This is a genomic window from Streptomyces sp. NPDC001606, from assembly GCF_053596835.1.
This window is the reverse complement of sequence record NZ_JBSFHC010000001.1, coordinates 400,028-421,692: the sequence shown is the minus strand read 5'-3', so window position 1 is coordinate 421,692 and position 21,665 is coordinate 400,028. Positions and strand designations below refer to the sequence as shown.

Genomic DNA, 21,665 nt, shown 5'->3' with positions numbered 1-21,665 from the left:
GGTCCGCGTGCCTAGGGTCGAGTGGTGTGGCACACACCTTCGAGGAACTGGTGCAGAAGCAGCGCGCGGCCGAGGCGGCACACGCCACCGTCGAGGAGCTGCGCAGCACCTATGGCCCGCCCGCCGAGCGGGGGATGACCGGTGCCCAGTCGGGCACCTACGAGACCGCCCTGCGGGCCTGGCGGGACCTGGCCCGGGACGTGCAGACCGCGGTGAGTGAGTACGCCAAGCAGACGGGCCGGCCGCGCGCCGAGATCGAGGAGGAGGTGGAGCGGGCGGCGGCGGCCCCGGAGGAGCTGTGAGGGGCGCTGCCCGCCGCGCCGAACGGCTCGCCGACGCCGTCGACGCCAGACTGCCGCTCACCGAGGGCGGCTCGCTGCTGCGCAAGGCGTTTCCCGAGCACTGGTCCTTCCTGCTCGGCGAGATCGCCCTGTACAGCCTGCTGGTGCTCATCGTCACCGGGGTCTGGCTGACGCTGTTCTTCAAGCCGGAGATGCGCGAGGTCGTCTACGCGGGCCCGTACCCGCCCCTGCGCGGGGTCCGGATGTCGGAGGCCTTCGACTCCACCCTCCGGATCAGCTTCGACGTCCGCGGCGGACTGCTGATGCGGCAGACCCACCACTGGGCCGCGCTGGTCTTCGTCGCCGCCATCGGCACCCACATGCTGCGGATCTTCTTCACCGGCGCCTTCCGCAGGCCCCGCGAGGCGAACTGGGTCATCGGGCTCACCCTGTTCGTCGTCTCGCTCGCCGAGGGGTTCGCCGGCTACTCGCTCCCCGACGACCTGCTCTCCGGGACCGGCCTGCGCATCGCCCAGGGGATCATGGCCTCGCTCCCGGTGGTCGGCACGTACGTCGCGTTCTTCGTCTTCGGCGGCCAGTACCCCGGCCACGACATCATCACCCGGCTCTACCCCGTGCACATCCTGCTGCTGCCCGGCATCCTGATCGGCCTGGTCACCGTGCACCTGATCCTGGTGTTTTACCTCAAGCACACCCACTGGCGCGGCCCCGGGCACACCAACCGCAACTCCGTCGGCAAGCCCCTGGTCCCGCAGTTCGCGGCGTCCTCCACCGGCCTGGCCCTCACCGTCTCCGGCGTCCTGGTGCTGCTCGCCGGCCTGGCGCAGATCAACCCCGTCTGGGTCTACGGCCCCTACCGCCCCGACCAGGCCTCCACCGGCTCCCAGCCCGACTGGTACGTCGGCTTCCTGGAGGGCGCGCTGCGCCTCGTACCGCCGTGGGAGACCACGGTCGCCGGGCACACCTTCATGTGGAACGTGCTGCTCCCGGCCGTCGTGCTGCCCGGCCTGCTCTTCGCGGTCCTGTACGCCTATCCGTTCGTGGAGCAGCGCCTGACGGGGGAGCGGCAGCGCGAGCAGCACCTGTGCGACCGGCCCCGTGAACGCCCCGTGCGCACCGGGCTCGGCGTGGCCGGCACGGTGTTCTACGTCGTCCTGCTGCTGGCCGGCGGAAACGACGTGATCGCCCAGACCTTCCACATCTCCGTGAACGCCCTCACCTGGGTGCTGCGCATCGCCCTGATCGTGGCGCCCCTGCTGGCCTTCACGGTGACCCGCTGGCTGTGCCGGGCCCTCACCGAGGCCGAGCGCGAGCGGCTCGAGGAGGGCGTGCCCACCGGGGAGGTCACGCAGAGCGTCTCCGGCGGCTACGACAGCGACCACGAGCCCGTCGAGTCGTTCCGGCCCGGCGCCCCGCGCAAGCCGCTCACCGGCGCGCGTACTGGAACACCATCCCGTACACCCCGCGAGCCAGAACGCCCAGCCCGATGAGGAACAGCCACAGCCCGTAGACCACGCCGGTCGCCGTCACCGCGAATCCCAGCGCGGTGACGACCGGCCACACACTCTCGTCCGGGAAGAACGCCACCGGCCCCGCGGCGTCCGCGACCTCCGCCTCCGTCCGGTCCTGCGCGCGGGCGCCCCGCCGCCGGAACTGGATCAGGCAGAAGAACGACACCAGCCCCGCCATCCCACACGCGACGACCAGGGCCACGGTGCCGGTCTCGTCGCCCGACCACACCCCGTACAGCGCGGCCGACCCGCCGAAGAACAGCGCGACCCCGCCGAACAGCATCGACTCGGCCTTCATCGTGCCAGCTCCTCCCCGGCCGGACTGTCGACCTCCGGATGGTGCAGGTCGAACGCGGGCGACTCGGAGCGGATCCGGGGCAGCGCCGTGAAGTTGTGCCGGGGCGGCGGACAGGAGGTGGCCCACTCCAGGCCCCGGCCCCAGCCCCAGGGGTCGTCGGCGCCGACCCGCTCGCCCTTCGCCGCCGTGCGCCAGACGTTGTACAGGAACGGCAGGGTGGAGACGCCGAGCAGGAACGCGCCCGCCGACGACAGGGTGTTGAGCAGCGTGAACCCGTCCGACGGGAGATAGTCGGCGTACCGGCGCGGCATCCCCGCCTCGCCCAGCCAGTGCTGCACCAGGAAGGTCAGCTGGAACGCCGGGAACAGCAGCCAGAAGTGCACCTTGCCGAGCCGCTCGTCCAGCATTTTCCCGGTGAACTTCGGCCACCAGAAGTAAAACCCCGCGAACATCGCGAACACCACGGTGCCGAACAGCACATAGTGCAGGTGCGCCACGATGAAGTAGGTGTCGGTGAGATGGAAGTCCAGCGGCGGGGAGGCGATCAGCACCCCGCTCAACCCGCCGAGCAGGAAGGACATCAGGAAGCCCATCGCCCACAGCATCGGTGTCTCGAACGACACCGACCCGTTCACCATCGTCCCGATCCAGGCGAAGAACTTGATGCCGGTGGGCACCGCGATCAGGAACGACATCACGGAGAAGAACGGCAGCAGCACCGCGCCCGTGGCGAACATGTGGTGCGCCCACACCACCGCCGACAGCATCGTGATCGCGATGGTCGCGCCGATCATCGGCAGATAGCCGAACAGCGGCTTGCGGGAGAACACCGGGACGATCTCCGAGATGATCCCGAAGAACGGCAGCGCCACGATGTAGACCTCCGGATGCCCGAAGAACCAGAACAGGTGCTGCCACAGCAGCGCGCCCCCGTTCGCCGCGTCGAACACATGCGCACCGAACTTCCGGTCCGCCTCCAGCGCCAGCAGCGCGGCCGTCAGCACCGGGAACGCGGGCAGGATCAGGATCGAGGTGAACAGCACGTTCCAGGTGAAGATCGGCATCCGGAACATGGTCAGCCCAGGGGCGCGCAGGGCCACGATCGTGGTGATGAAGTTGACCGCGGTCAGGGTCGTCGACACACCGGTGACCACCAGGCCCATCGCCCACAGGTCGCCGCCCGCGCCGGGCGAGAAGTAGGCGCTGTTCAGCGGCGCGTAGGCGAACCAGCCGAACGCGGCGGCCCCGCCCGGCACCAGAAAACCGGACACCACCATCAGCGCCCCGAACAGGTACATCCAGTACGACAGCGCGTTCAGCCGGGGCAGCGCCAGGTCCGGCGCACCGATCTGGAGCGGCATGACGGCGTTGGCGAACCCGGCGAACATCGGGGTCGCGAACAGCAGCATCATGATCGTGCCGTGGATCGTGAAGAACTGGTCGTAGCCGTGCAGGCTCAGGAACTGGAGCCCCGGCCGCGCCAGTTCGGCACGCATCCCGAGCGCCAGCAGCCCGGCGAACAGGAAGAAGCAGAACGACGTCACCATGTACAGCCGGCCGATCACCTTGTGGTCCGTGGTGGCGAGCCAGCGCAGCAGGGTCCGGCCGGGCCGCGGGGCGGGGGCCAGGTAGCGGACGACGATCTCATGGGTTTCCGGCACATCGGGCGTTTCGGTCATCCCTGGTGACGCTACTCGCGGCCGGCCCCGGCCCCGGCAGCGCCACGCCCTGCACACCCCCGGTCGTACGCGCGGCCCGGGTGGGTACCCGGGGCACATGGACATCGCCATGTACGCCAGCCACGTCAGGTCCGAAGCAGCCGCCGGTGCCCAGGTCTTCGGATACGTCCTCATCCTGGCCGCCGGGGTCGCCTGTGCCGCCGGACTCATCTGGGCCTTCCGTCTCGGCTTCAAGGTGCGCGAGCGCGAACCGGCGCCGCCACGGCCCGAGGAGCAGCCCGTGCTGCCGCCGACCGGGCCGGTCCGCGAGGTCAGCGAGATGCGGGAGCCGCACGAGGTGCCGCGGGCGGCGGACGAGAGTGAGCGTCTGACGCCCCACCAGCTCGGCAACATCCGCAGCCGCCGGGCCGACGACCAGCGCAGGGCGCGCTGGTCGCCCGGGTCCAGCGGGTCCTTCGGCGGCGGGGGCGGCGGCCGCACCTGACCGGCACCGCGCCTGACCGCCGACCGGCAAGGTTTCGGAACCCCCCGGCGCGGGGACCCGGCCGAACACATCGCACACGCGCCCCACAGGGCCCGGCGGAAACAGGAGAGCCTTCCGCCGGGCGCGGGGACGCAGAAGGAAGATGACCGACGTGACCGCGCAGACCAGTGACAAAGCCGCCCCCCGCGCCGAGACCGGCCGGACGAAGACCGGACGCCGACGGGACGGGGCGGTGCGCACCTGTCTGCCCGCCGTCGTGACCGGCGCCGGCACCGGACGGCAGGGCCCGGCAGCCGAGGACAACATCGTGCGCGGCGAGGACTGAACCTCCTGCACCCGCCCGTCCTCGCCCACGGTGACCGGCTGGCGGCGGTCGGTTCGGCTTTGCCCGCGGAATTGCCGGGTACTCGCCGGTCCCCGGACCCCACAGCCCGGCAGCACATCGGTGAGAACGGTGAGAACAGGGAGCGCAGATGACCGCTGCGGACACATCCGGCCTGGAGGCCGCCCTCCAGGCCGAGGTGGACGGCGAGATCCGGTTCGACGCGGGCAGCCGCGGTGCCTATGCCACGGACGGTTCCAACTACCGCCAGCCCCCGCTCGGCGTCGTCGTCCCCCGCACGGTGGAGGCGGGCGCCCGGGCGCTGGCGGTGTGCGCCCGCTTCGACGCCCCCGTGCTGTCCCGGGGTGGCGGCACCAGCCTGGCCGGACAGACGACCAACACCGCCGTGGTGATCGACTGGAGCAAGTACTGCACCGGACTGATCTCCGTCGACCCCGACCGGCGCACCTGTGTCGTGGAGCCCGGGATCGTCCTGGACGAACTCAACCGGCGACTCGCCCGGCACAAGCTCCAGTTCGGGCCCAAACCGTCCACCCACAGCCACTGCGCGCTGGGCGGCATGATCGGCAACAACTCCTGCGGCGCCTCCGCCCAGGCGTACGGCAAGACCGTCGACAACGTCCGGCGGCTGGAGATCCTCACCTACGACGGGCAGCGCGCCTGGGTCGGCCCCACCCCGCCCGACGAACGGGCCCGGATCATCGCCGGCGGCGGCCGGCTCGGCGAGATCTACGCCGGGCTCGACCGCATCGCCGGTGCCTACCTCGCCGACATCCGCCGCGGCTACCCCAAGATTCCGCGCCGGGTCTCCGGCTACAACCTCGACTCGCTGCTGCCCGAGAACGGCTTCGACGTGGCCAAGGCGCTCGTCGGCAGCGAGGGCACCCTGGTCACCGTGTTGCGCGCGGAACTCGACCTGGTGCCCGTGCCGCCGTACCAGTCGCTGCTGGTGCTCGGCTACGACGACATCTGCGCCGCCGCCGACGACGTACCCCAGCTGCTGGAGCACTGCTCGCCCAGCCAGCTGGAGGCGCTGGACGGCCGGATGGCCCAGCTGATGCGCGAGGAGGGTGCCTATCTCGCCTCCCTCGCCGTGCTGCCCGAGGGCGACAGCTGGCTGATGGTGCAGTACAGCGGCGACAGCCAGGAGGACGTGGACGAGCAGGCGCACGCCCTGCTGCGGGCCGTCGGCCGGGACGAGAAGGACCGCACCGTCGCCTTCTCCGACGACCCCGAGCGCGAGCAGCGGATGCTCAGGGCCCGCGAGGCCGGACTCGGCGTCACCGCCCGCCCGCCCGACGACCGGGAGACCTGGGAGGGCTGGGAGGACTCCGCCGTACCGCCCGAACGGCTCGGCGACTACCTGCGCGACCTCAAGGGCCTGTTCGCCGAGTTCGACTACGACCACCCGTCCCTGTACGGCCACTTCGGGCAGGGCTGTGTGCACACCCGCATCCCCTTCGGGCTGCGCACCGCCGACGGCGTCGCCCGGTTCCGCCGCTTCCTGGAACGCGCCGCCGACCTGGTCGTCTCCTACGACGGCTCGCTGTCCGGCGAGCACGGCGACGGCCAGTCCCGCGGCGAGCTGCTGACCCGTATGTTCGGCGAACGGCTCGTCACCGCGTTCGGCGAGCTGAAGGCGCTCTTCGACCCCGGGAACCGGATGAACCCCGGCAAGATCGTGCACCCCAACCCCGTCGACGGACAGCTGCGCCTCGGCCCCTCCTGGCGGCCCGCCACCCCCGAGACCCACTTCGGCTTCCCCGAGGACGACCACTCCTTCGGCCGGGCCGTGCTGCGCTGCGTCGGCATCGGCAACTGCCGCGGCCACTCCGGCGGCGTGATGTGCCCCTCCTACCGGGCCACCAGGGAGGAGGAGCACTCCACGCGCGGGCGGGCCCGGCTGCTGTTCGAGATGCTCGGCGGCCACGCCGACTCCGTGATCGAGGACGGCTGGCGCTCCACCGCCGTACGCGACGCGCTCGACCTGTGCCTGGCCTGCAAGGGCTGCAAGTCGGACTGCCCGACCGGGGTCGACATGGCGACCCTGAAGGCCGAGTTCCTCTCCCAGCACTACGCCGGCCGGGTCCGGCCCATGGCGCACTACGCGATGGGCTGGCTCCCGGTGTGGGCCCGGCTGTCCCGGGCCGCCCCGGCCCTGGTCAACTCCGCGCTGCACGCGCCCGGCCTCGCCGCCGTGGGCAAGCGGCTGGCCGGTGTGGACGGCGCCCGCTCGGCACCCGTCTTCGCCGAGCGGTCCTTCGTGCAGTGGTGGCGGGAGCGCGGCGACGAGGATCCCGACCCGGCCGACCCGCGCACGGTCCTGCTGTGGCCCGACACCTTCAGCACCTACTTCCACCCGGCCGTCGCCCGGTCCGCCGTCCGCGTGCTGGAGGACGCCGGGTTCCGGGTCGCCGTGCCCACCGAGCCCGTGTGCTGCGGGCTGACCTGGATCTCCACCGGGCAACTGCCCACCGCCAAGCGGGTGCTGCGCCGCACCCTCGGCGTCCTGGCCCCCTACCTGGAGGCCGGCACCCCGGTCATCGGCCTGGAACCGTCCTGTACGGCGGTGTTCCGCGCCGACGCCCCCGAACTCCTCCCGGCCGACCAGGACGTCCAGCGGCTGGCCGGACAGGTCCGCACCTTCGCCGAACAGCTCGTCCACCACGCCCCCGAAGGCTGGCGGCCGCCGCAGCTCGCCCGGCAGGCCACCGTGCAGACCCACTGCCACCAGCACGCCGTCACGAAGTTCGACGCCGACCGCGAACTCCTGCGCCGCGCCCACCTCGACGCCGACGTCCTCGACGAGGGCTGCTGCGGCCTGGCCGGCAACTTCGGCTTCGAACGCGGCCACCACGAGGTGTCCATGGCCGTCGCGGAACTGGGCGTCCTGCCGTCCGTGCGGGCGGCCGCCCCGGACAGCCTGGTCCTCGCCGACGGCTTCAGCTGCCGCACCCAGATCGAGCAGGGCGGTACCGGCCGGCGCGCCCTGCACCTCGCCGAGGTGCTGGCCCTCGGACTCGACGGCAACCTGCCCAGCGACCACCCCGAGCGCCTCGCCGACCGCCCGCCCGAGCCGTCCCGTACGGCCCGCTGGGCGACCACCGCCGCGACGACCGCCTCCGCCGCCGCTCTGACAGCGGGCACCGTCCGCGCGCTCCGGCGGCTGGGCAGGCGCGGCTGACACCGGCCGACGGGAGCCGGAAGCGGGAGGCAGGAAGCAGTGAGCAGCAACCGGAAGGAGCAGCCGATCATGCCCACCACCGTCGTCATCACCGGCGCCAGCGCCGGGGTCGGCCGGGCCACCGCCCGGCTGTACGCCAGCCGCGGGGCGAACGTCGTGCTGGTCGCGCGCGGCGAGGGCGGGCTGCGGGCGGCGGCCGACGAGGTCGCGGCCCTCGGCGGCCGGCCCCTGGTGCACCCCGCCGACGTGGCCGACCCCGAGCAGACCGAGGCCGTCGCCCGGGCCGCCGAGCAGGAGTTCGGGCCCATCGACGTCTGGGTCAACTGCGCGTTCTGCACCGTGTTCGCGCCGTTCGAGGAGATCAGCGCCGAGGAGTTCCGGCGGGTCACCGAGGTCACCTACCTCGGCTTCGTCAACGGCACCCGCTCCGCCCTCGCCCGTATGCTGCCCCGCGACCGGGGCACGATCGTGCAGGTCGGCTCCGCGCTCGGCGAGCGGTCCATCCCGCTCCAGTCGGCCTACTGCGGTGCCAAGCACGCCATCAACGGCTTCACCTCCGCCCTGCGCACCGAACTCCTGCACCGCGGCAGCAAGGTGCACATCACCGTGGTCCAGCTGCCCGCCGTCAACACCCCCCAGTTCGACTGGGTGCGCTCCCGGCTGTCCCGGCACCCCATGCCGGTGCCGCCGATCTACCAGCCGGAGGTCGCCGCGCGCGGTGTGCTGTACGCCGCCGACCATCCGCGCCGCAAGCAGTACTACGTCGGCGCCAGCACGGTCGCCACCATCTGGGCCAACCGGTTCGCCCCGGCCCTGCTCGACCGCTATCTGGCCCGCACCGGCTTCGACTCCCAGCAGACCGGCCGCATCCCGCCCTCCGGCCTGGACAACCTCTTCGCCCCGGTCGACCGCGACCCCGCCGACGACCAGGGCGCCCACGGCGCCTTCGACGACAGCGCCCACGCCCGGTCCTGGCAGCAGACCCTGAGCCGGCACCCCGCCGCCACGGCCCTCGGCGCGGGCGTCGCCGCCCTCGGCACCCTCGCCACATTCCGCCGCCTGACCTCCCGGTCCGCCTAGGCTGACGTTGTGCGTCTGCTGCTGATGTCCGACACCCACCTGCCGAAACGCGCCAAGCGGCTCCCCGAGCAGCTGCTGGCCGAACTTGAGCGGGCGGACGTCGTGTTCCACGCCGGTGACTGGGTCGACACCGCCACGCTCGACCTGCTGGAGAGCCGCAGCCGTCGGCTGGTCGGCGTGTACGGCAACAACGACGGCCCCGAACTGCGTGCCCGGCTGCCCGAGGTGGCCCGAGCCGACTTGGGCGGGCTGCGCTTCGGCGTGGTGCACGAGACCGGCGCCGCCCAGGGCCGGGAGGCCCGCTGCGCCGCCCGCTTCCCCGACCTGGACGTCCTCGTCTTCGGCCACAGCCACATCCCCTGGGACTCCACCGCCCCCGGCGGGCTGCGGCTGCTCAACCCCGGCTCCCCGACCGACCGCCGCCGCCAGCCGCACTGCACGTATCTGACGGCCACCGTCGCCGACGGCACCCTCGCGGACGTCACCCTGCACCGGCTGCCCCCGCGCTGATCGGCCCCCGTGCGATGATCACCGGGTGACGATCAGCTCCGGCATACCCGATGTCGTACCCGCCGGCCGGCTCGCCGCCGGCAGCCAGCCCGTGCTGCCGTTGCCCGACGGCCGCTGCCTGCGCCCCTGGCGCCTCGACGACGCCGACGCGGACGCCCTGCTCACCGCCGGGCAGGACCCGGAGATCAGCCGGTGGAACCTCTTCACCGTGAGCAGCCGCGCCGAGGCCCGGGCCCGCATCGAGCGGATCCACGCGCGCCGGCAGGCCGAGACCGGGGCGGTCTGGGCCATCGCCCCGCCCGGCGGCGCGGCCGTCGGACTCGCCGGGCTGAACGACGTCGACCTGGCCGCCGGCACCGCCGAGGTCTTCTACTGGGTGCTGCCCGAGGCACGCGGCGGCGGCCTCGCGGTCGCGGCCGCCCGGCGGCTCAGCCACTGGGCCCTCACCGACCTGGGCCTGCACCGGCTCACCCTGTGCCACTCCACGGCCAACCCCGCCTCCTGCCGGGTGGCCGAGAAGGCCGGGTTCGGCTACGAGGGCACCCAGCGCAGCGCCCTGCTGCACGCCGACGGCTGGCACGACCAGCACCTGCACGGGCGCGTGGCCGGAGATCCCTGGTAACGCACAGGGGCATGGCCCGTCCCGGGTGGTACCCGTGGGGCATGGCTCACACAGCGGCAACCCTGCTGAGGCGCGCGGTGCGTCCCCCGACCCGCGCCGGCTCCCCCTACACGGTCCTTGTCGTCATGTGCGCCGGTTACTTCCTGGTGCTGCTCGACGTGACGATCGTCAACGTCGCCCTCCCCGCCATCGGCTCCGGGCTCGGCACCGGCGTCGGCGGACTCCAGTGGGTGGTCGACGGCTACGCGCTGACCCTGGCCTCGCTGATGCTGACCAGCGGCACGGCCGGGGACCGGTACGGGCACCGGCGGGTGGTGCTGGCCGGCTTCGCCGTGTTCGGCGTCGGATCGCTGGGCTGCGGCCTCGCCGCGGGGGTGCCCGTCCTCGTCGCCGCCCGGGTGGTGCAGGGCCTCGGCGCCGCCCTGCTGCTGCCCGGCTCCCTGGCGATCATCGGCCGCGCCTTCCCCGACTCCGCCGCACGGGCCCGCGCGATCGGTGTCTGGGCGGGCATCGGCAGCCTCGCCCTGCCTGCCGGCCCGCTGCTCGGGGGCGCCCTCACCGACGGCCTGAGCTGGCGGGCGATCTTCCTGGTCAATGTGCCGATCGTGCTGCTCGCCCTGGTCTGGTCCCTCGCCGTCGTCCGGGAGAGCCGGGACGAAGCGGCCCCGCCGCTCGACCTGCCCGCCCTGGTGCTCGGCGGCCTGGGCCTGCTGTCCACCACCTACGCCTTCATCGAGGGGGGCCGGCAGGGGGCCACGGCACCGCGGGTGCTCGCGGCCGCGGCGGTCGCCCTGGCCGCGCTGACGGCCCTCGTCGCGGCCGAGCGCCGCCGCGGCGACACGGCGATGATCCCCCCGGCCCTGGTGCGCCGCCCGGCGTTCGGCGCGGCCAACATCACCGCGGGGATCATGAACCTGTGCACGCTGGGCACGTTGTTCGTGCTGACCCTGTTCCTTCAGTCGGTGCAGCACCGGTCGGCGTTCCAGGCCGGTCTCGCGGTGCTCCCCCTGTTCCTGCCGCTCGCCGTGTTCGCGCTGCTCGGCGGGCGGATCACCAGCAGGATCGGCGCGCGCCTGCCGGCCGTGGCCGGGCTGCTCGTGGCCGCGGCCGGGCTCGCCCTGCTGACCCGGGCCACGGCCGGCACCGGCTATCCGCTGCTGCTGGCCGCGTTCCTGCTGTGGGGGATCGGCTGCGGGCTGCTCACGCCCGCGGTGGTCGCCGCCGCGATCGCCGCCGTACCCGGCGAACGGTCGGGGCTGGCGTCGGCCGTCAACAACACCGCCCGGCAGACCGGGGGCGCGATCGGGATCGCGGTGGCCGGGGCGATGGCGGGCGCGCCGACGGCCGAGGGGCGGTTCCTGTGGGGGTTCCACGCGGTGGCGCTGGGGTCGGCGTGCCTGTACGCGGTCGCCGCGGTGCCGGCCGCTCGGCTGCTGCCCGGGTCGGTTCGGCACTGAGCCGGGGGCCGGTCGCGCCACTCGCCTCGCGCTCAGGGCGGGGCGGGGTGGTGGATGGCCCCCGCGGTCCCGGTCAGCGGCGCCCCGCTGCCGCCCCAGCGCAGGGCGACGATCTCCGCCGCGACCGACACGGCCACCTCCTCCGGCGTACGGGCGCCGAGGTCCAGTCCGAGCGGCGAGCGCAGCCGGGACAGCTCGTCCTCGCCGAGTCCCGCGGCGACCAGCCGCTCCCAGCGCTCCGCGTGGGTACGGCGGCTGCCCATCGCCCCGACATAGGCGGCCGGCCGGCGCAGCGCCTCCAGGAGCAGCGGCACATCGAACTTCGGATCGTGGGTGAGCACACAGATCACCGTGTGCTCGTCGGTGACCGTGGCCCGCAGATAGCGGTGCGGCCAGTCCACGAGGACCTCCGTGCCCGGCGGGAAGCGCTTCGGCGTGGCGAAGACCGCACGGGCGTCGCACACCGTGACCCGGTAGCCGAGGAAGTCGCCGATGCGCGCCACCGCGGCCGCGTAGTCGATGGCACCGAACACCAGCATGCGCGGCGGCGGCGCGAAGGACTGGAGGAAGAGCGTGACCTCGTCCTCGCGGCGCTCCCCGCGCGGCCCGTAGTGCCGCAGCACCGAGGCGCCGAGGGCCAGCTCGCCGCGCGCGTCGGCGGTGACGGCGACATCGAGGCCGCGCGTCCCGAGCGTGCCGTACACGCTGTCCGGCCACACCGCGAGGGTGGATCCGCGCGGGGCGGGACCGTCGACCACGGTGGCCAGGGTGACCGGCTCGCCGGTGCGCACCGACGCGGCGACCGCGCCGAACGCCCGGTCCGTGGCCGGGGTCACCGGCCGTACCAGCACGGTGATCTCGCCGCCGCAGGTCAGCCCGACCGCGAAGGCGTCCTCGTCGCTGTAGCCGAAGGTCGCCAGGCGCGCCGCGCCGCTCGCCACGACCTCCTGGGCCAGCTCGAACACCGCCCCTTCCACACAGCCCCCGGACACGCTGCCGACGACCTCGTCGCCGGGGCCCACCGCCATGGCGGCGCCGGGTCCGCGCGGCGCGCTGCGGCTGACCGCGACGACGGTGGCGAGCCCGAACGGGAGCCGGGCCGCGTACCAGCGTTCCAGCGTCGGCAGGATCTCACGCACGCTCGGCTCCTTCCCGCGGGGGGCCAGGTCTCCATCGTCCCGCGCACCACCTCCGGCCGCTCGGACGGGCGGGTGCGGGCGGGGGACCGGTCAACTTACTCGAGAGTCAGAACGTATTGACTGCCCCGGGGCGGGCACCGGACTGTAGTGGACATGCCGAATATTCGGGTGCGTGTACTGGCTGTTATGGTCATCCTCTGTGGATTCCTGACGGTGACGGGCAGCGGGTCCGCCACCGCCGCCCCCGCCGACTCCCTCTGGTTCGACGGCACGCGACTGACCGTGAGCAACGGCCGCTTCACCGACGGCCAGGGCCGCGAGGTCGTCCTGCGCGGCTACAACGTCTCCGGCGAGACCAAACTGGAGGAGAACGGCGGTCTGCCGTTCGCCTCGGTCGCCGACGCCAGGAAGTCCGCGACCGCGCTGCGCGCCCTCGGTGGCGGCAACGCGGTCCGCTTCCTGCTCTCCTGGGCGCACGCCGAGCCCGCCCGCGGCCAGGTCGACACCGCCTATCTGGCCGCCGTCACGGAGCAGATCCGCGCCTTCCTGGACGCGGGCATCCGCGTCTACCCCGACTTCCACCAGGACCTGTACGCCCGCCACCTGTTCGGCCCGGGCAGCTGGTACACCGGCGACGGTGCCCCCGGGTGGGCGGTCGACGCGGGGAACTACCCCAAGGAGTCCTGCGGGATCTGTCTCTTCTGGGGCCAGAACATCACCCAGAACGCCGCCGTGCAGCAGGCGCAGCACGACTTCTGGCACAACGCGCACGGCCTCCAGGACGCCTTCCTCGCCACCGCCCAGACCACCATGGCGTATCTGCGCGGGCATCTGACCGACGACGAGTTCGCGGGCGTCGTCGGGTTCGACCCGTACAACGAGCCCTACGCGGGCACCTACGACTCCGGGCAGGCCTCGCGCACCTGGGAACGCGATCTGCTCTGGCCGTTCTACGTGCGGTTCCGCGCCCGGATGGACGCCGCCGGCTGGCAGGACAAGCCCGCGTTCGTCGAGCCGAACCTCTTCTGGAACGCCAACATCTCCACCCAGAAGCAGGAGGGCGGCCTGCTGGACGCGGGCACGCTCGGCCCGCGCTATGTCCTCAACACCCACTTCTACGACCAGAAGGCCATCTCCGGCGTCCTGATGTGGGGCAAGGCCGCCGACGGCCAGTACGCCGCCGACTTCGCCGCGATCCGCGACCGCGCCACGGCCGCCGGCACCGCCGCCCTGGTCAGCGAGTTCGGGCACCCGCTGTCCGGCACGGTCTCCGACAAGGCGCCCACCGTCCTCAAGGCCATGTACCAGGCGCTCGACTCCCGCCTTTCCGGAGCGGGCTGGTGGTCGGACCCGGCGCACTCCGGGCCGGTGCTCTCCGGCACCCAGTGGCAGTGGGACCTCTACAGCGGCCGGCACCACGAGCCGATGAACGGCAACCCCGACAAGGTGCTCACCTCCGGCGACGCCTGGAACGACGAGGACCTCTCCGCCGTACGACTGGACGACTCCGGGAACGCCACCCTGCGCCAGGACGCCCGGTTCCTCGACCGCCTCTACCCGAGCGCCACCGCCGGCACCGCCCTGGCCTTCACCTACGAGGACCGTTCCCGCGACGGCTCCACCACCCTCACCTGGAACCCGGTGCCGTCCACCCTGCCGAACGTGGCGAGGCTCGTGGGCTCCGGCCGGTACGGGCTGCTGGTGTGGCGCTCGGGCAGCGGCACCGCGCCCACCGAACTGCACCTCCCGGCGTCCTTCCCGACCGCCTCCACCACCGTCGTCTCCGACCTGGGCACGGTGTACGCACCGCCCGCGTACACCGCCGGCACCCCGGTCGGCGTGGCGCCGGAACCGGGCGGCACCGGCAGCCGCCGGCTGCTGCTCACCGACCGGGACTCCGGCACGCTGCACTACGCGCTGGTGACCGACGGGGCGACCGCGCCCTCGGCGGAGCTGCTGACCGCGGCCCGCACCGAACTGGGCGCGTGGGCGGCGGCGCGCTTCTGACCCGGGGCGCGGTCGCCGTGGCCGGTGGACGGGCCGTACGGCCTCCGGGCGAGTGGGGCGTCCCGGAGGCCGTACGGTGCTCAGCGGGCCCTAGGGCCTCTCTTTCGGATCTTGCCGGCGTCGAAAGAAAGGCCCTAGGGGTCCTCAACTCCCCTGCGGACCGGTCCAGTCGGCCGGCACATGGCCGAGCCGGACGCGCTGCGGATGGTCGCCGACCGGCACGGAGAGGACCTTCTGGCCGGTGGCGAAGTCGATGGCCGTGATCCGGTCGGCACCGGCCTCGGAGATGACGCAGTCCCGGCCGTCGCCGCTCACCGTCGCCCAGTACGGTGTGGAGGCGGTGATCAGCGGGCCGACGTCGAAGGAGGCCCGGTCCACCACGGTGGCGTAGTTGTCCATCGTCCCGGCGACACACAGCTTGGTGCCCTCCGGGTTCATGGAGATGCCGTGGTGGCGGGAGTCCAGCAGCCAGGTGGTGCGGTCCGTGCTGGTCGCCGGGTTCTCCGGCAGCGTCTTCACCCGGGTGATCCGGTCGGTGGCGACGTCGTACTCGAGGAAGCCGTTGAAGAACGACACCTGGAAGTACAGCTTCGACCAGTCGGGGCTGAAGGCGGCCGGCCGTACCGCGTCGGAGAAGTCCTTCAGCCCGGCCGCGTCCAGGCGCTGCCGCATGTCGATGGTCCTGACCTGCTTGTACGTCGTCGCGTCCACCACCGTGATATGGCGGTCGCCCTTGGTCCAGTCCCAGCCGGGGGCGTCCAGCGAGGTGGTGACCTCGCCGATGGACATGTTCCAGATGTACCTGCCGCCGTCGGTGAAGAAGTTCTCGTGCGGCTTGTCGCCGGTGCCGAACTCCCCGAGTTCCTTCCCCGTGCGGATGTCCAGCACCTGCACCTTGTTCGCGGTGGAGGCGGAGACCGCGACCCGGGTGCCGTCGGGGGAGACGGCCATGTGGTCGGCGCGGTAACCGGCCACCGGGAACCGCCAGTTGACGGTGTCGGTGGCCAGGTCGATGGAGACCACGTCGGCGAAGCTGGGCCGGGAGACGACCACCGACCTGCCGTCCGGCGTGGAGTACATGTCGTCCACGTACTGGTCGTGGCCCTCGCCGACCTGGTCGCGGATGGAGGTGTAGTAGATCCACTTGATGGGGTCGGCCTTGATCTCCGCCAGCCGCTGGTCCTTGTCCGGTACGACATTGATCCGGCCGATCTTCGCGAAGCCGCCGGAGGAGGCGACGACATCGGCGGTGCCGTCCCAGTTGTTGCCGACGAACAGGACCTCGCGCAGGCCGCCGGACGGGTCCGACGCGGCGGCGGAGGCGGCGGTCGCCAGAGCGGCGACGGTCAGGACGAGGGCGGCGGCCATGGAGCACAGGTGCCTGGTTCTGGGGGCAGGCATGACTGCTCTCTCTTTCCTCGGGGAGGGGAGCTGAACGCACGTGCTTTCACAGCGAACTTACTGAAAAGTAAGGAAGAGGGGGGCCTCTCGACAAGACGTGTGCACGACCGCTGCTCCCGGGGTTGCGGTGCGGTTCGGCGCGCGGGAGCGGCCCGGAGCTGGTGTGCTGGTTCCGGGGGCCCACTTTTCCGCTTCTCCGGGAGACACGAGATGAGCGTCTATCGAGTCGCGCAGGTGGCGACGGCGGGCGGTCCGTTCGAGCTGGTGGAACGGGACATGCCCCGGCCGGGGCCGGGAGAGGCGCGGATCCGCGTGGAGGCGTGCGGGATCTGCCACAGCGACGCGTTCTTCGTGAACGCCGGGCTACCGGGCGTCACCTTTCCGGTGGTGCCCGGGCACGAGATCGCCGGGCGGATCGAGGAGCTGGGCGAAGGCACCGAGGGCCGTGGCTGGCAGGCCGGCGACCGGGTGGCGGTCGGCTGGTTCGGCGGCGCGTGCGGCCACTGCCGGTCCTGCCGTCGCGGCGACTTCGTGATGTGCACGAACCTGAAGGTGCCCGGCTGGGCCTACGACGGTGGCTTCGCCGAGCAGGTGGTCGCGCCCCTCGACGCGCTGACCCGGATCCCCGACGCGCTGTCCGCGGTCGACGCGGGTCCCATGGCCTGCGCGGGTGTCACCGTGTACAACGGGCTGCGGCTCAGCCCCGCCCGGCCCGGCGACCTGGTCGCCGTACTGGGTCTCGGCGGCCTCGGCCATCTCGCGGTGCAGTACGCGGCCGCGATGGGCTTCGAGACCGTCGCCATCGCCCGGGGCCCCGAGAAGGGCGACTTCGCCAAGCAGCTCGGCGCCCACCACTACGTCGACAGCACCTCCGGGACCCCGGTCGCCGAGGCGCTTCAGTCGCTGGGCGGCGCCGAGGTCGTGCTCGCCACCGCCGGCAGCTCCGAGGCCATCTCCGCCACCGTGGACGGGCTCGCCCCGCGCGGGCAGCTGGTGGTCATCGGCGCGGACACGGAACCGCTGGGCGTGAGCCCGGTCCAGCTGATCATGGCGGGCCGGACGCTGCGCGGTCACGCGTCCGGCACCGCGCAGGACGTCGAGGACACCATGGCCTTCAGCGCCCTGCACGGGATCCGCCCGATGACCGAGACCCTGCCGCTGGACGCGGTGGCCGAGGCCTACCAGAAGATGCTCTCCGGCGCCGCCCGCTTCCGCATGGTCCTCACCCCCGGCTGACCGGCCCGCCGCCCTTCCGCCGCCGCGCGGGTCAGCATCCGGCAGCAGCATGGTGGCCACCCTGGCCGACCTGGTCGGCGACCCCGGCGGTGCGGGCACCGGCGAGCGCGGACGGGTGACCTGGTCGGCCGCGCCGGAGGTGCGCGCATCGGCGGTCGTGGGCGGGCTCAGGCGGTCAGGCGGTTCACCGCCGCCAGGACCGCCGCGGCGCCGTCCTCGTCGCGGATGCGGGCGGCCAGCGTTCGGGCGCGGTCCCGGTGTCGCGGTTCGCGGGTGGTCCGGGCCAGGGCTGTGGCGAGGGTGTCCGCCGTGAGGCCGCGCAGCGGTACGGCGTGCGGTGCGACGCCGAGGGCGACCAGTCGCGCGGACCAGAAACCGGCGTCGAACTGCACCGGCACCGGTACGGCCGGCACCCCGGCGCGCAGGCCCGCGGCCGTCGTGCCCGCCCCCGCGTGATGGACCACGGCGGCCATCCGGGGGAACAGCAGGCAGTGCGGTACGTCGCCGATGCAGAGCATGTCGTCGCCGTCGGCGGCGAGCCCGGCCCAGCCGCGCTGGATCACCCCGCGCAGTCCGGCCCGCCGCAGCGCCGCGACCACCCGGGCGCTGAGCCGCCCGGCGTCCGGCACGGTGGCACTGCCCAGCCCGACGAACACCGGTGGCGGCCCGGCGTCGAGGAACTCCTCGAGCTGCTGCGGTAGTCGGCTGTCCGGGGTGTCGTACGGCCACCAGTAGCCGCTGACCTCGAGTCCGGGCCGCCAGTCGCGGGGCCGCGGGACCACCGACGGGCTGAAACCGTGCTGCACCGGCCAGTGACGCCGCTCCCGGGTGCGGCGCGCGGTACCGGGGCGCAGCGGGGGCAGGCCCAGCCGGGCCCGCACCTCGGGCACGGCGGCCGCGAAGATGCGCTCCACGGCGAGGCCCACCCCGTGTCCGGCGACCCGGTTGACCGCCGCCCCCCAGTCGCCGTGACCGAGCACCGGGGGAGCGAACTCCCGGGTGGCCGCGAGGGGTTGGAGATAGAGGCCCATGCTGGGCAGTCGCAGCCCCTCGGCGATGGTGTGCCCCAGCGGGGCGAGCGACGCCGACAGCAGCAGGGCGTCGCTCTCCCGGGCCGCGGCCAGCAGATCGTCCGTCATCCGCCCGACCAGCCGCCGCGCCATCTCCACGATCCGGACCAGCTTGCCGGCCCCGCTCGCGCTGCGGTGCAATCCTCGCCCCTGGGGGGACTCCAGCTCGGCTCGCGGATCCACCGGCAGCGGGTGGAACCGCACGCCGGACCCCGCGACGAGCGGCGCGAAACGGCCGTGGGTGACCAGCGTGACCTCGTGGCCGGCCAGGGCGAGCCGGTGCCCCAGCCCGGTGTAGGGGGCGACGTCACCCCGGGAACCCGCCGTCATGATCGCAACACGCACGGCCACCAGTATGGCGCCGGTGTTCCCGCAGCGGCCCGAACAACCCGCGAAACAGGCCGACTTCACCCCTGTCGCAGCCGTTGACTTCCCCCTCGGCCGGCCCTACCGTCGGCGCGGAGTTCGTTCGATGAGTCGATATCCGTTCGAAATCCCGGTCAGTGTTGAGTCCGTCCCGCACACGGAGGCACCGATGTACCGCCCACCCCGACCCGTCGCCGTGCGCGCACTCGTCCTCGCGCTGACGGCGGTGGCCGCCCTGCTCTTCGCCCAGCCGGGCCCGGCGCAGGCGGCGACGGACCGTCAGATCCCGGTGCCCACCGCCCCCATGGGCTGGGCCTCCTGGAACAGCTTCGCCTCCAAGATCGACTACAACGTCATCAAGCAGCAGACCGACGCCTTCGTCGCGTCCGGCCTCCCCGCCGCCGGCTACCGCTACGTCAACATCGACGAGGGCTGGTGGCAGGGCGCCCGGGCCGCCGACGGAACCATCACGGTCAACACCGCCGAGTGGCCGGGCGGCATGAGCGCCATCGCCGACTACATCCACAGCAAGGGTCTGAAGGCCGGCATCTACACCGACGCCGGCAAGAACGGCTGCGGGTACTACTACCCGACCGGCCGCCCCGCCGCCCCGAACACCGGCAGCGAGGGCCACTACGACCAGGACATGCTCCAGTTCTCGAAGTGGGGCTTCGACTTCGTCAAGGTCGACTGGTGCGGCGGCGACGTCGAGGGGCTGGACCCGGCGGCGACGTACAAGGCGATCAGCTCCGCCGTCGCCAAGGCGGCCGCCGCCACCGGCCGCCCGCTCACCCTCTCGGTCTGCAACTGGGGCAAGAAGAACCCGTGGAACTGGGCCCCCGGCCTCGCCCCCATGTGGCGCACCAGCACCGACATCGTCTACTACGGCAACACGCCGTCGCAGACGAACATGCTGTCCAACTTCGACCAGGCCCTGCACCCGGCCGCCCAGCACACCGGGTACTACAACGACCCGGACATGCTGATGGTCGGCATGCCCGGCCTCACCGCCGCCCAGAACCGCACCCACATGGCCCTGTGGGCGATCTCCGGCGCCCCGCTGCTGGCCGGCAACGACCTCGCCACCATGTCCGGCGAGACGGCGGACATCCTGAAGAACCCGGAGGTCGTCGCCGTCGACCAGGACCCGCGCGGCCTCCAGGGCGTCAAGGTCGCCGAGGACACCACCGGCCTCCAGGTCTACGGCAAGGTCCTCGCCGGCACCGGCAACCGCGCCGTCGTCCTGCTCAACCGCACCTCCGCCGCGCACGACATCACCGTGCGCTGGTCCGACCTCGGCCTGACCGGCGCCACGGCGACCGTGCGCGACCTGTGGGCACGGCAGAACGCCGGTTCCTACGCCACGAGTTACACCACCAGCGTCCCGGCGGGCGGCTCGGTGCTGCTCAAGGTGACCGGCACGGAGGCGGCGAGCGCCGACTACAGCGCTGCTTCCGCAGGCCGGTACACCGGCGTGGGCGCCGCGAGCACCGGCGTGCACGTGGTCGACATCGCCTACACCAACACCGCCGCCACGGCCGTGACCGGCACCCTCCAGGTGAACGGCCAGACCCCGACGACGGTGTCCTTCCCGCCCACCGGCGCCACGCCGGGCACGGTCTCCGTGCAGGTGCACCTGACCAAGGGCGGCGCCAACTCCCTCGTGTTCACCGGCGGTCCCGCCCTCGGCACCCTCACCGTCCGCCCGCTGCCCGGCACCTACGGCACCCTGCTGACCGGAAAGCAGTCCGGCCGCTGCGCCGACGTCTACGACAACACCCTCACCAACGGCACCCAGGCCGAACTGTGGGGCTGCAACGGCGGCGCCAACCAGGCCTGGACGTACACCGCCCGCAAGGAACTCGTCGTCTACGGCGACAAGTGCCTCGACGCCTACAACCGCGGCACCGCCAACGGCACCAAGGTGGTGATCTGGGACTGCAACGGCCAGGACAACCAGCAGTGGACCCGGGGCTCCGACGGCACCTTCACCAACGTCCACGCGGGACTGTGCCTGGACGCCTATGGCGCGGGCACTGCCGACGGCACCTCGCTCGTGCTGTGGAGCTGCAACGGCGGGGACAACCAGAAGTGGTCCCTGACCTGACCCGGGGACCGCTCCCTCAGACTCCGAGCTGCCGGGCGGCGGCCGTCACGGTCTGCTCCAGCAGCGTGGCGATCGTCGTCGGACCCACGCCGCCCGGCACCGGAGTGATCAGCGAGGCCCGCTCCACGGCCGAGTCGAAGTCGACGTCACCGACGTTCCCGGGGTTGTATCCGGCGTCGATCACCACCGCCCCGGGCTTGATGTCCTGGCCGCGGATCAGCCGCGGCCGTCCCACCGCGGCGACGACGATGTCCGCCTCCCGGACCGCCGCCGACAGATCCGCCGTCCGCGAGTGGCAGTACGTCACGGTCGCGTCCCGGGCCAGCAGCAGCATGCCCACCGGCTTGCCGAGGATCGCGCTGCGGCCCACCACCACGGCCCGCTTGCCGGCCGGGTCGACGCCGTACTCGTCCAGCAGCCGCAGGATGCCGCCCGGGGTGCAGGAGACGAAGCCCGGCAGACCGAAGCTCATCGTGGCGAAGGAGGCGAAGGTGACTCCGTCGACGTCCTTCTCCGGCGCGATCGCCTCGAAGGCGGCCCGCTCGTCGATGTGTTCGCCCACCGGGTGCTGGAGAAGGATGCCGTGCACGAGCGGATCGGCCGACAACTCCCGCAGGGCCCCGACGAGTTCGGCGGTCGTCGTGGTGGCGGGCAGCTCCACGTGCCGGGACTCTATACCGGCCGTGCGGCAGCGGTTCTGCTTCATCCGCACGTAGGTCACGGACGCCGGGTCCGCGCCGACCAGCACGGTCGCCAGACAGGGCGCGGTACCGGTGCGGGCGGTGAGATCGGCGGCCCGCTTCGCGGTGTCCTCCACGATGCGGCGGGCGAGGGCGGTTCCGTCCATGAGACGGGCCTGGGTCATGCGG

18 protein-coding genes are annotated in these 21,665 nt (G+C 72.9%); 12 read left to right on the top strand and 6 right to left on the bottom strand.

The window, feature by feature from the left end; translation table 11 throughout:
- Positions 1-26: 26 nt before the first annotated feature.
- Positions 27-302, top strand: a complete 276-nt coding sequence (locus tag ACWCV9_RS01915) for a hypothetical protein (protein WP_450783690.1) — start codon at positions 27-29, stop codon at positions 300-302.
- Positions 299-1,792: a cytochrome bc1 complex cytochrome b subunit gene (gene qcrB / locus ACWCV9_RS01910; protein ID WP_450783689.1), complete on the top strand. Its 1,494-nt coding sequence runs from the start codon at positions 299-301 to the stop codon at positions 1,790-1,792. The genes ACWCV9_RS01915 and qcrB overlap by 4 nt, the downstream gene beginning before the upstream one ends.
- Here the strand turns inward: qcrB and ctaF are convergent.
- The gene (gene ctaF, locus ACWCV9_RS01905) at positions 1,728-2,111 is read right to left on the bottom strand and encodes an aa3-type cytochrome oxidase subunit IV (RefSeq protein WP_450783688.1); all 384 of its coding nucleotides are present in this window, start codon (positions 2,109-2,111) and stop codon (positions 1,728-1,730) included. The two genes, qcrB and ctaF, sit on opposite strands and share 65 nt — an antisense overlap.
- On the bottom strand, positions 2,108-3,790 hold the full coding sequence (gene ctaD / locus ACWCV9_RS01900; protein ID WP_450783687.1) for an aa3-type cytochrome oxidase subunit I: 1,683 nt from the start codon (positions 3,788-3,790) through the stop codon (positions 2,108-2,110). The genes ctaF and ctaD overlap by 4 nt, the downstream gene beginning before the upstream one ends.
- Before the next feature lie 97 nt (positions 3,791-3,887).
- On the opposite strand from ctaD, the gene ACWCV9_RS01895 reads away from it, so the two are divergent.
- The 7 genes from ACWCV9_RS01895 to ACWCV9_RS01865 all read left to right on the top strand — a co-directional run bounded on the left by ACWCV9_RS01895 (position 3,888) and on the right by ACWCV9_RS01865 (position 11,470).
- Entirely contained in the window at positions 3,888-4,274 is a 387-nt protein-coding gene (locus ACWCV9_RS01895) for a DUF6479 family protein (RefSeq protein ID WP_450783686.1), read from the top strand.
- 142 nt (positions 4,275-4,416) lie between these two features.
- Positions 4,417-4,599 (top strand): hypothetical protein, encoded by a 183-nt coding sequence (locus ACWCV9_RS01890; protein WP_450783684.1) that lies wholly within the window; start codon positions 4,417-4,419, stop codon positions 4,597-4,599.
- Between the two features lie 148 nt (positions 4,600-4,747).
- Positions 4,748-7,801 carry an FAD-binding and (Fe-S)-binding domain-containing protein gene (locus ACWCV9_RS01885; RefSeq protein ID WP_450783683.1) on the top strand — a complete coding sequence of 1,018 codons (3,054 nt, stop codon included), beginning with the start codon at positions 4,748-4,750 and terminating at the stop codon, positions 7,799-7,801.
- Positions 7,802-7,870: 69 nt separating this feature from the next.
- A complete protein-coding gene (locus tag ACWCV9_RS01880) occupies positions 7,871-8,881 on the top strand; it encodes an SDR family oxidoreductase (RefSeq protein ID WP_450783682.1) in 1,011 nt (336 codons plus the stop codon).
- Positions 8,882-8,890: 9 nt separating this feature from the next.
- Entirely contained in the window at positions 8,891-9,391 is a 501-nt protein-coding gene (locus ACWCV9_RS01875) for a metallophosphoesterase family protein (RefSeq protein ID WP_450783680.1), read from the top strand.
- Between the two features lie 31 nt (positions 9,392-9,422).
- Positions 9,423-10,013, top strand: coding sequence for a GNAT family N-acetyltransferase (locus ACWCV9_RS01870; RefSeq protein WP_450784222.1), 591 nt, complete (start codon positions 9,423-9,425; stop codon positions 10,011-10,013).
- Between the two features lie 41 nt (positions 10,014-10,054).
- Complete coding sequence (locus tag ACWCV9_RS01865) at positions 10,055-11,470, top strand: MFS transporter (protein WP_450783679.1); 1,416 nt, start codon at positions 10,055-10,057, stop codon at positions 11,468-11,470.
- A 32-nt stretch (positions 11,471-11,502) separates the two neighbouring features.
- Here the strand turns inward: ACWCV9_RS01865 and ACWCV9_RS01860 are convergent, their stop codons facing one another.
- Positions 11,503-12,609, bottom strand: a complete 1,107-nt coding sequence (locus tag ACWCV9_RS01860) for an XdhC family protein (RefSeq protein ID WP_450783678.1) — start codon at positions 12,607-12,609, stop codon at positions 11,503-11,505.
- A 153-nt stretch (positions 12,610-12,762) separates the two neighbouring features.
- On the opposite strand from ACWCV9_RS01860, the gene ACWCV9_RS01855 reads away from it, so the two are divergent.
- Positions 12,763-14,616 (top strand): cellulase family glycosylhydrolase, encoded by a 1,854-nt coding sequence (locus ACWCV9_RS01855; protein WP_450783677.1) that lies wholly within the window; start codon positions 12,763-12,765, stop codon positions 14,614-14,616.
- Positions 14,617-14,760: 144 nt separating this feature from the next.
- Here the strand turns inward: ACWCV9_RS01855 and ACWCV9_RS01850 are convergent, their stop codons facing one another.
- Positions 14,761-16,017, bottom strand: coding sequence for a YncE family protein (locus tag ACWCV9_RS01850; protein WP_450783676.1), 1,257 nt, complete (start codon positions 16,015-16,017; stop codon positions 14,761-14,763).
- A gap of 210 nt (positions 16,018-16,227) precedes the next feature.
- Here ACWCV9_RS01850 and ACWCV9_RS01845 point away from each other — a divergent pair, with 210 nt between their 5' ends.
- Positions 16,228-17,253, top strand: coding sequence for an alcohol dehydrogenase (locus tag ACWCV9_RS01845; RefSeq protein ID WP_450783675.1), 1,026 nt, complete (start codon positions 16,228-16,230; stop codon positions 17,251-17,253).
- Between the two features lie 167 nt (positions 17,254-17,420).
- Here ACWCV9_RS01845 and ACWCV9_RS01840 read toward each other — a convergent pair whose 3' ends face one another.
- On the bottom strand, positions 17,421-18,653 hold the full coding sequence (locus tag ACWCV9_RS01840) for a glycosyltransferase (RefSeq protein ID WP_450784221.1): 1,233 nt from the start codon (positions 18,651-18,653) through the stop codon (positions 17,421-17,423).
- 205 nt (positions 18,654-18,858) lie between these two features.
- On the opposite strand from ACWCV9_RS01840, the gene ACWCV9_RS01835 reads away from it, so the two are divergent.
- Positions 18,859-20,796 carry a ricin-type beta-trefoil lectin domain protein gene (locus ACWCV9_RS01835; protein ID WP_450783674.1) on the top strand — a complete coding sequence of 646 codons (1,938 nt, stop codon included), beginning with the start codon at positions 18,859-18,861 and terminating at the stop codon, positions 20,794-20,796.
- Positions 20,797-20,812: 16 nt separating this feature from the next.
- On the opposite strand, the gene ACWCV9_RS01830 is transcribed toward ACWCV9_RS01835, so the two are convergent.
- Positions 20,813-21,661, bottom strand: a complete 849-nt coding sequence (locus ACWCV9_RS01830; protein WP_450783673.1) for a bifunctional 5,10-methylenetetrahydrofolate dehydrogenase/5,10-methenyltetrahydrofolate cyclohydrolase — start codon at positions 21,659-21,661, stop codon at positions 20,813-20,815.
- Positions 21,662-21,665: the final 4 nt, after the last annotated feature.

What these genes read in the sequence shown, in the direction of transcription:
- ctaF (WP_450783688.1), bottom strand. Translation starts at nt 2,111, where the DNA reads ATGAAGGCCGAGTCGATGCTGTTCGGCGGGGTCGCGCTGTTCTTCGGC.
- ctaD (WP_450783687.1), bottom strand. Translation starts at nt 3,790, where the DNA reads ATGACCGAAACGCCCGATGTGCCGGAAACCCATGAGATCGTCGTCCGC.
- ACWCV9_RS01895 (WP_450783686.1), top strand. Translation starts at nt 3,888, where the DNA reads ATGGACATCGCCATGTACGCCAGCCACGTCAGGTCCGAAGCAGCCGCC.
- ACWCV9_RS01890 (WP_450783684.1), top strand. Translation starts at nt 4,417, where the DNA reads ATGACCGACGTGACCGCGCAGACCAGTGACAAAGCCGCCCCCCGCGCC.
- ACWCV9_RS01885 (WP_450783683.1), top strand. Translation starts at nt 4,748, where the DNA reads ATGACCGCTGCGGACACATCCGGCCTGGAGGCCGCCCTCCAGGCCGAG.
- ACWCV9_RS01880 (WP_450783682.1), top strand. Translation starts at nt 7,871, where the DNA reads ATGCCCACCACCGTCGTCATCACCGGCGCCAGCGCCGGGGTCGGCCGG.
- ACWCV9_RS01865 (WP_450783679.1), top strand. Translation starts at nt 10,055, where the DNA reads ATGGCTCACACAGCGGCAACCCTGCTGAGGCGCGCGGTGCGTCCCCCG.
- ACWCV9_RS01855 (WP_450783677.1), top strand. Translation starts at nt 12,763, where the DNA reads ATGCCGAATATTCGGGTGCGTGTACTGGCTGTTATGGTCATCCTCTGT.
- ACWCV9_RS01850 (WP_450783676.1), bottom strand. Translation starts at nt 16,017, where the DNA reads ATGCCTGCCCCCAGAACCAGGCACCTGTGCTCCATGGCCGCCGCCCTC.
- ACWCV9_RS01845 (WP_450783675.1), top strand. Translation starts at nt 16,228, where the DNA reads ATGAGCGTCTATCGAGTCGCGCAGGTGGCGACGGCGGGCGGTCCGTTC.
- ACWCV9_RS01840 (WP_450784221.1), bottom strand. Translation starts at nt 18,653, where the DNA reads ATGACGGCGGGTTCCCGGGGTGACGTCGCCCCCTACACCGGGCTGGGG.
- ACWCV9_RS01835 (WP_450783674.1), top strand. Translation starts at nt 18,859, where the DNA reads ATGTACCGCCCACCCCGACCCGTCGCCGTGCGCGCACTCGTCCTCGCG.
- ACWCV9_RS01830 (WP_450783673.1), bottom strand. Translation starts at nt 21,661, where the DNA reads ATGACCCAGGCCCGTCTCATGGACGGAACCGCCCTCGCCCGCCGCATC.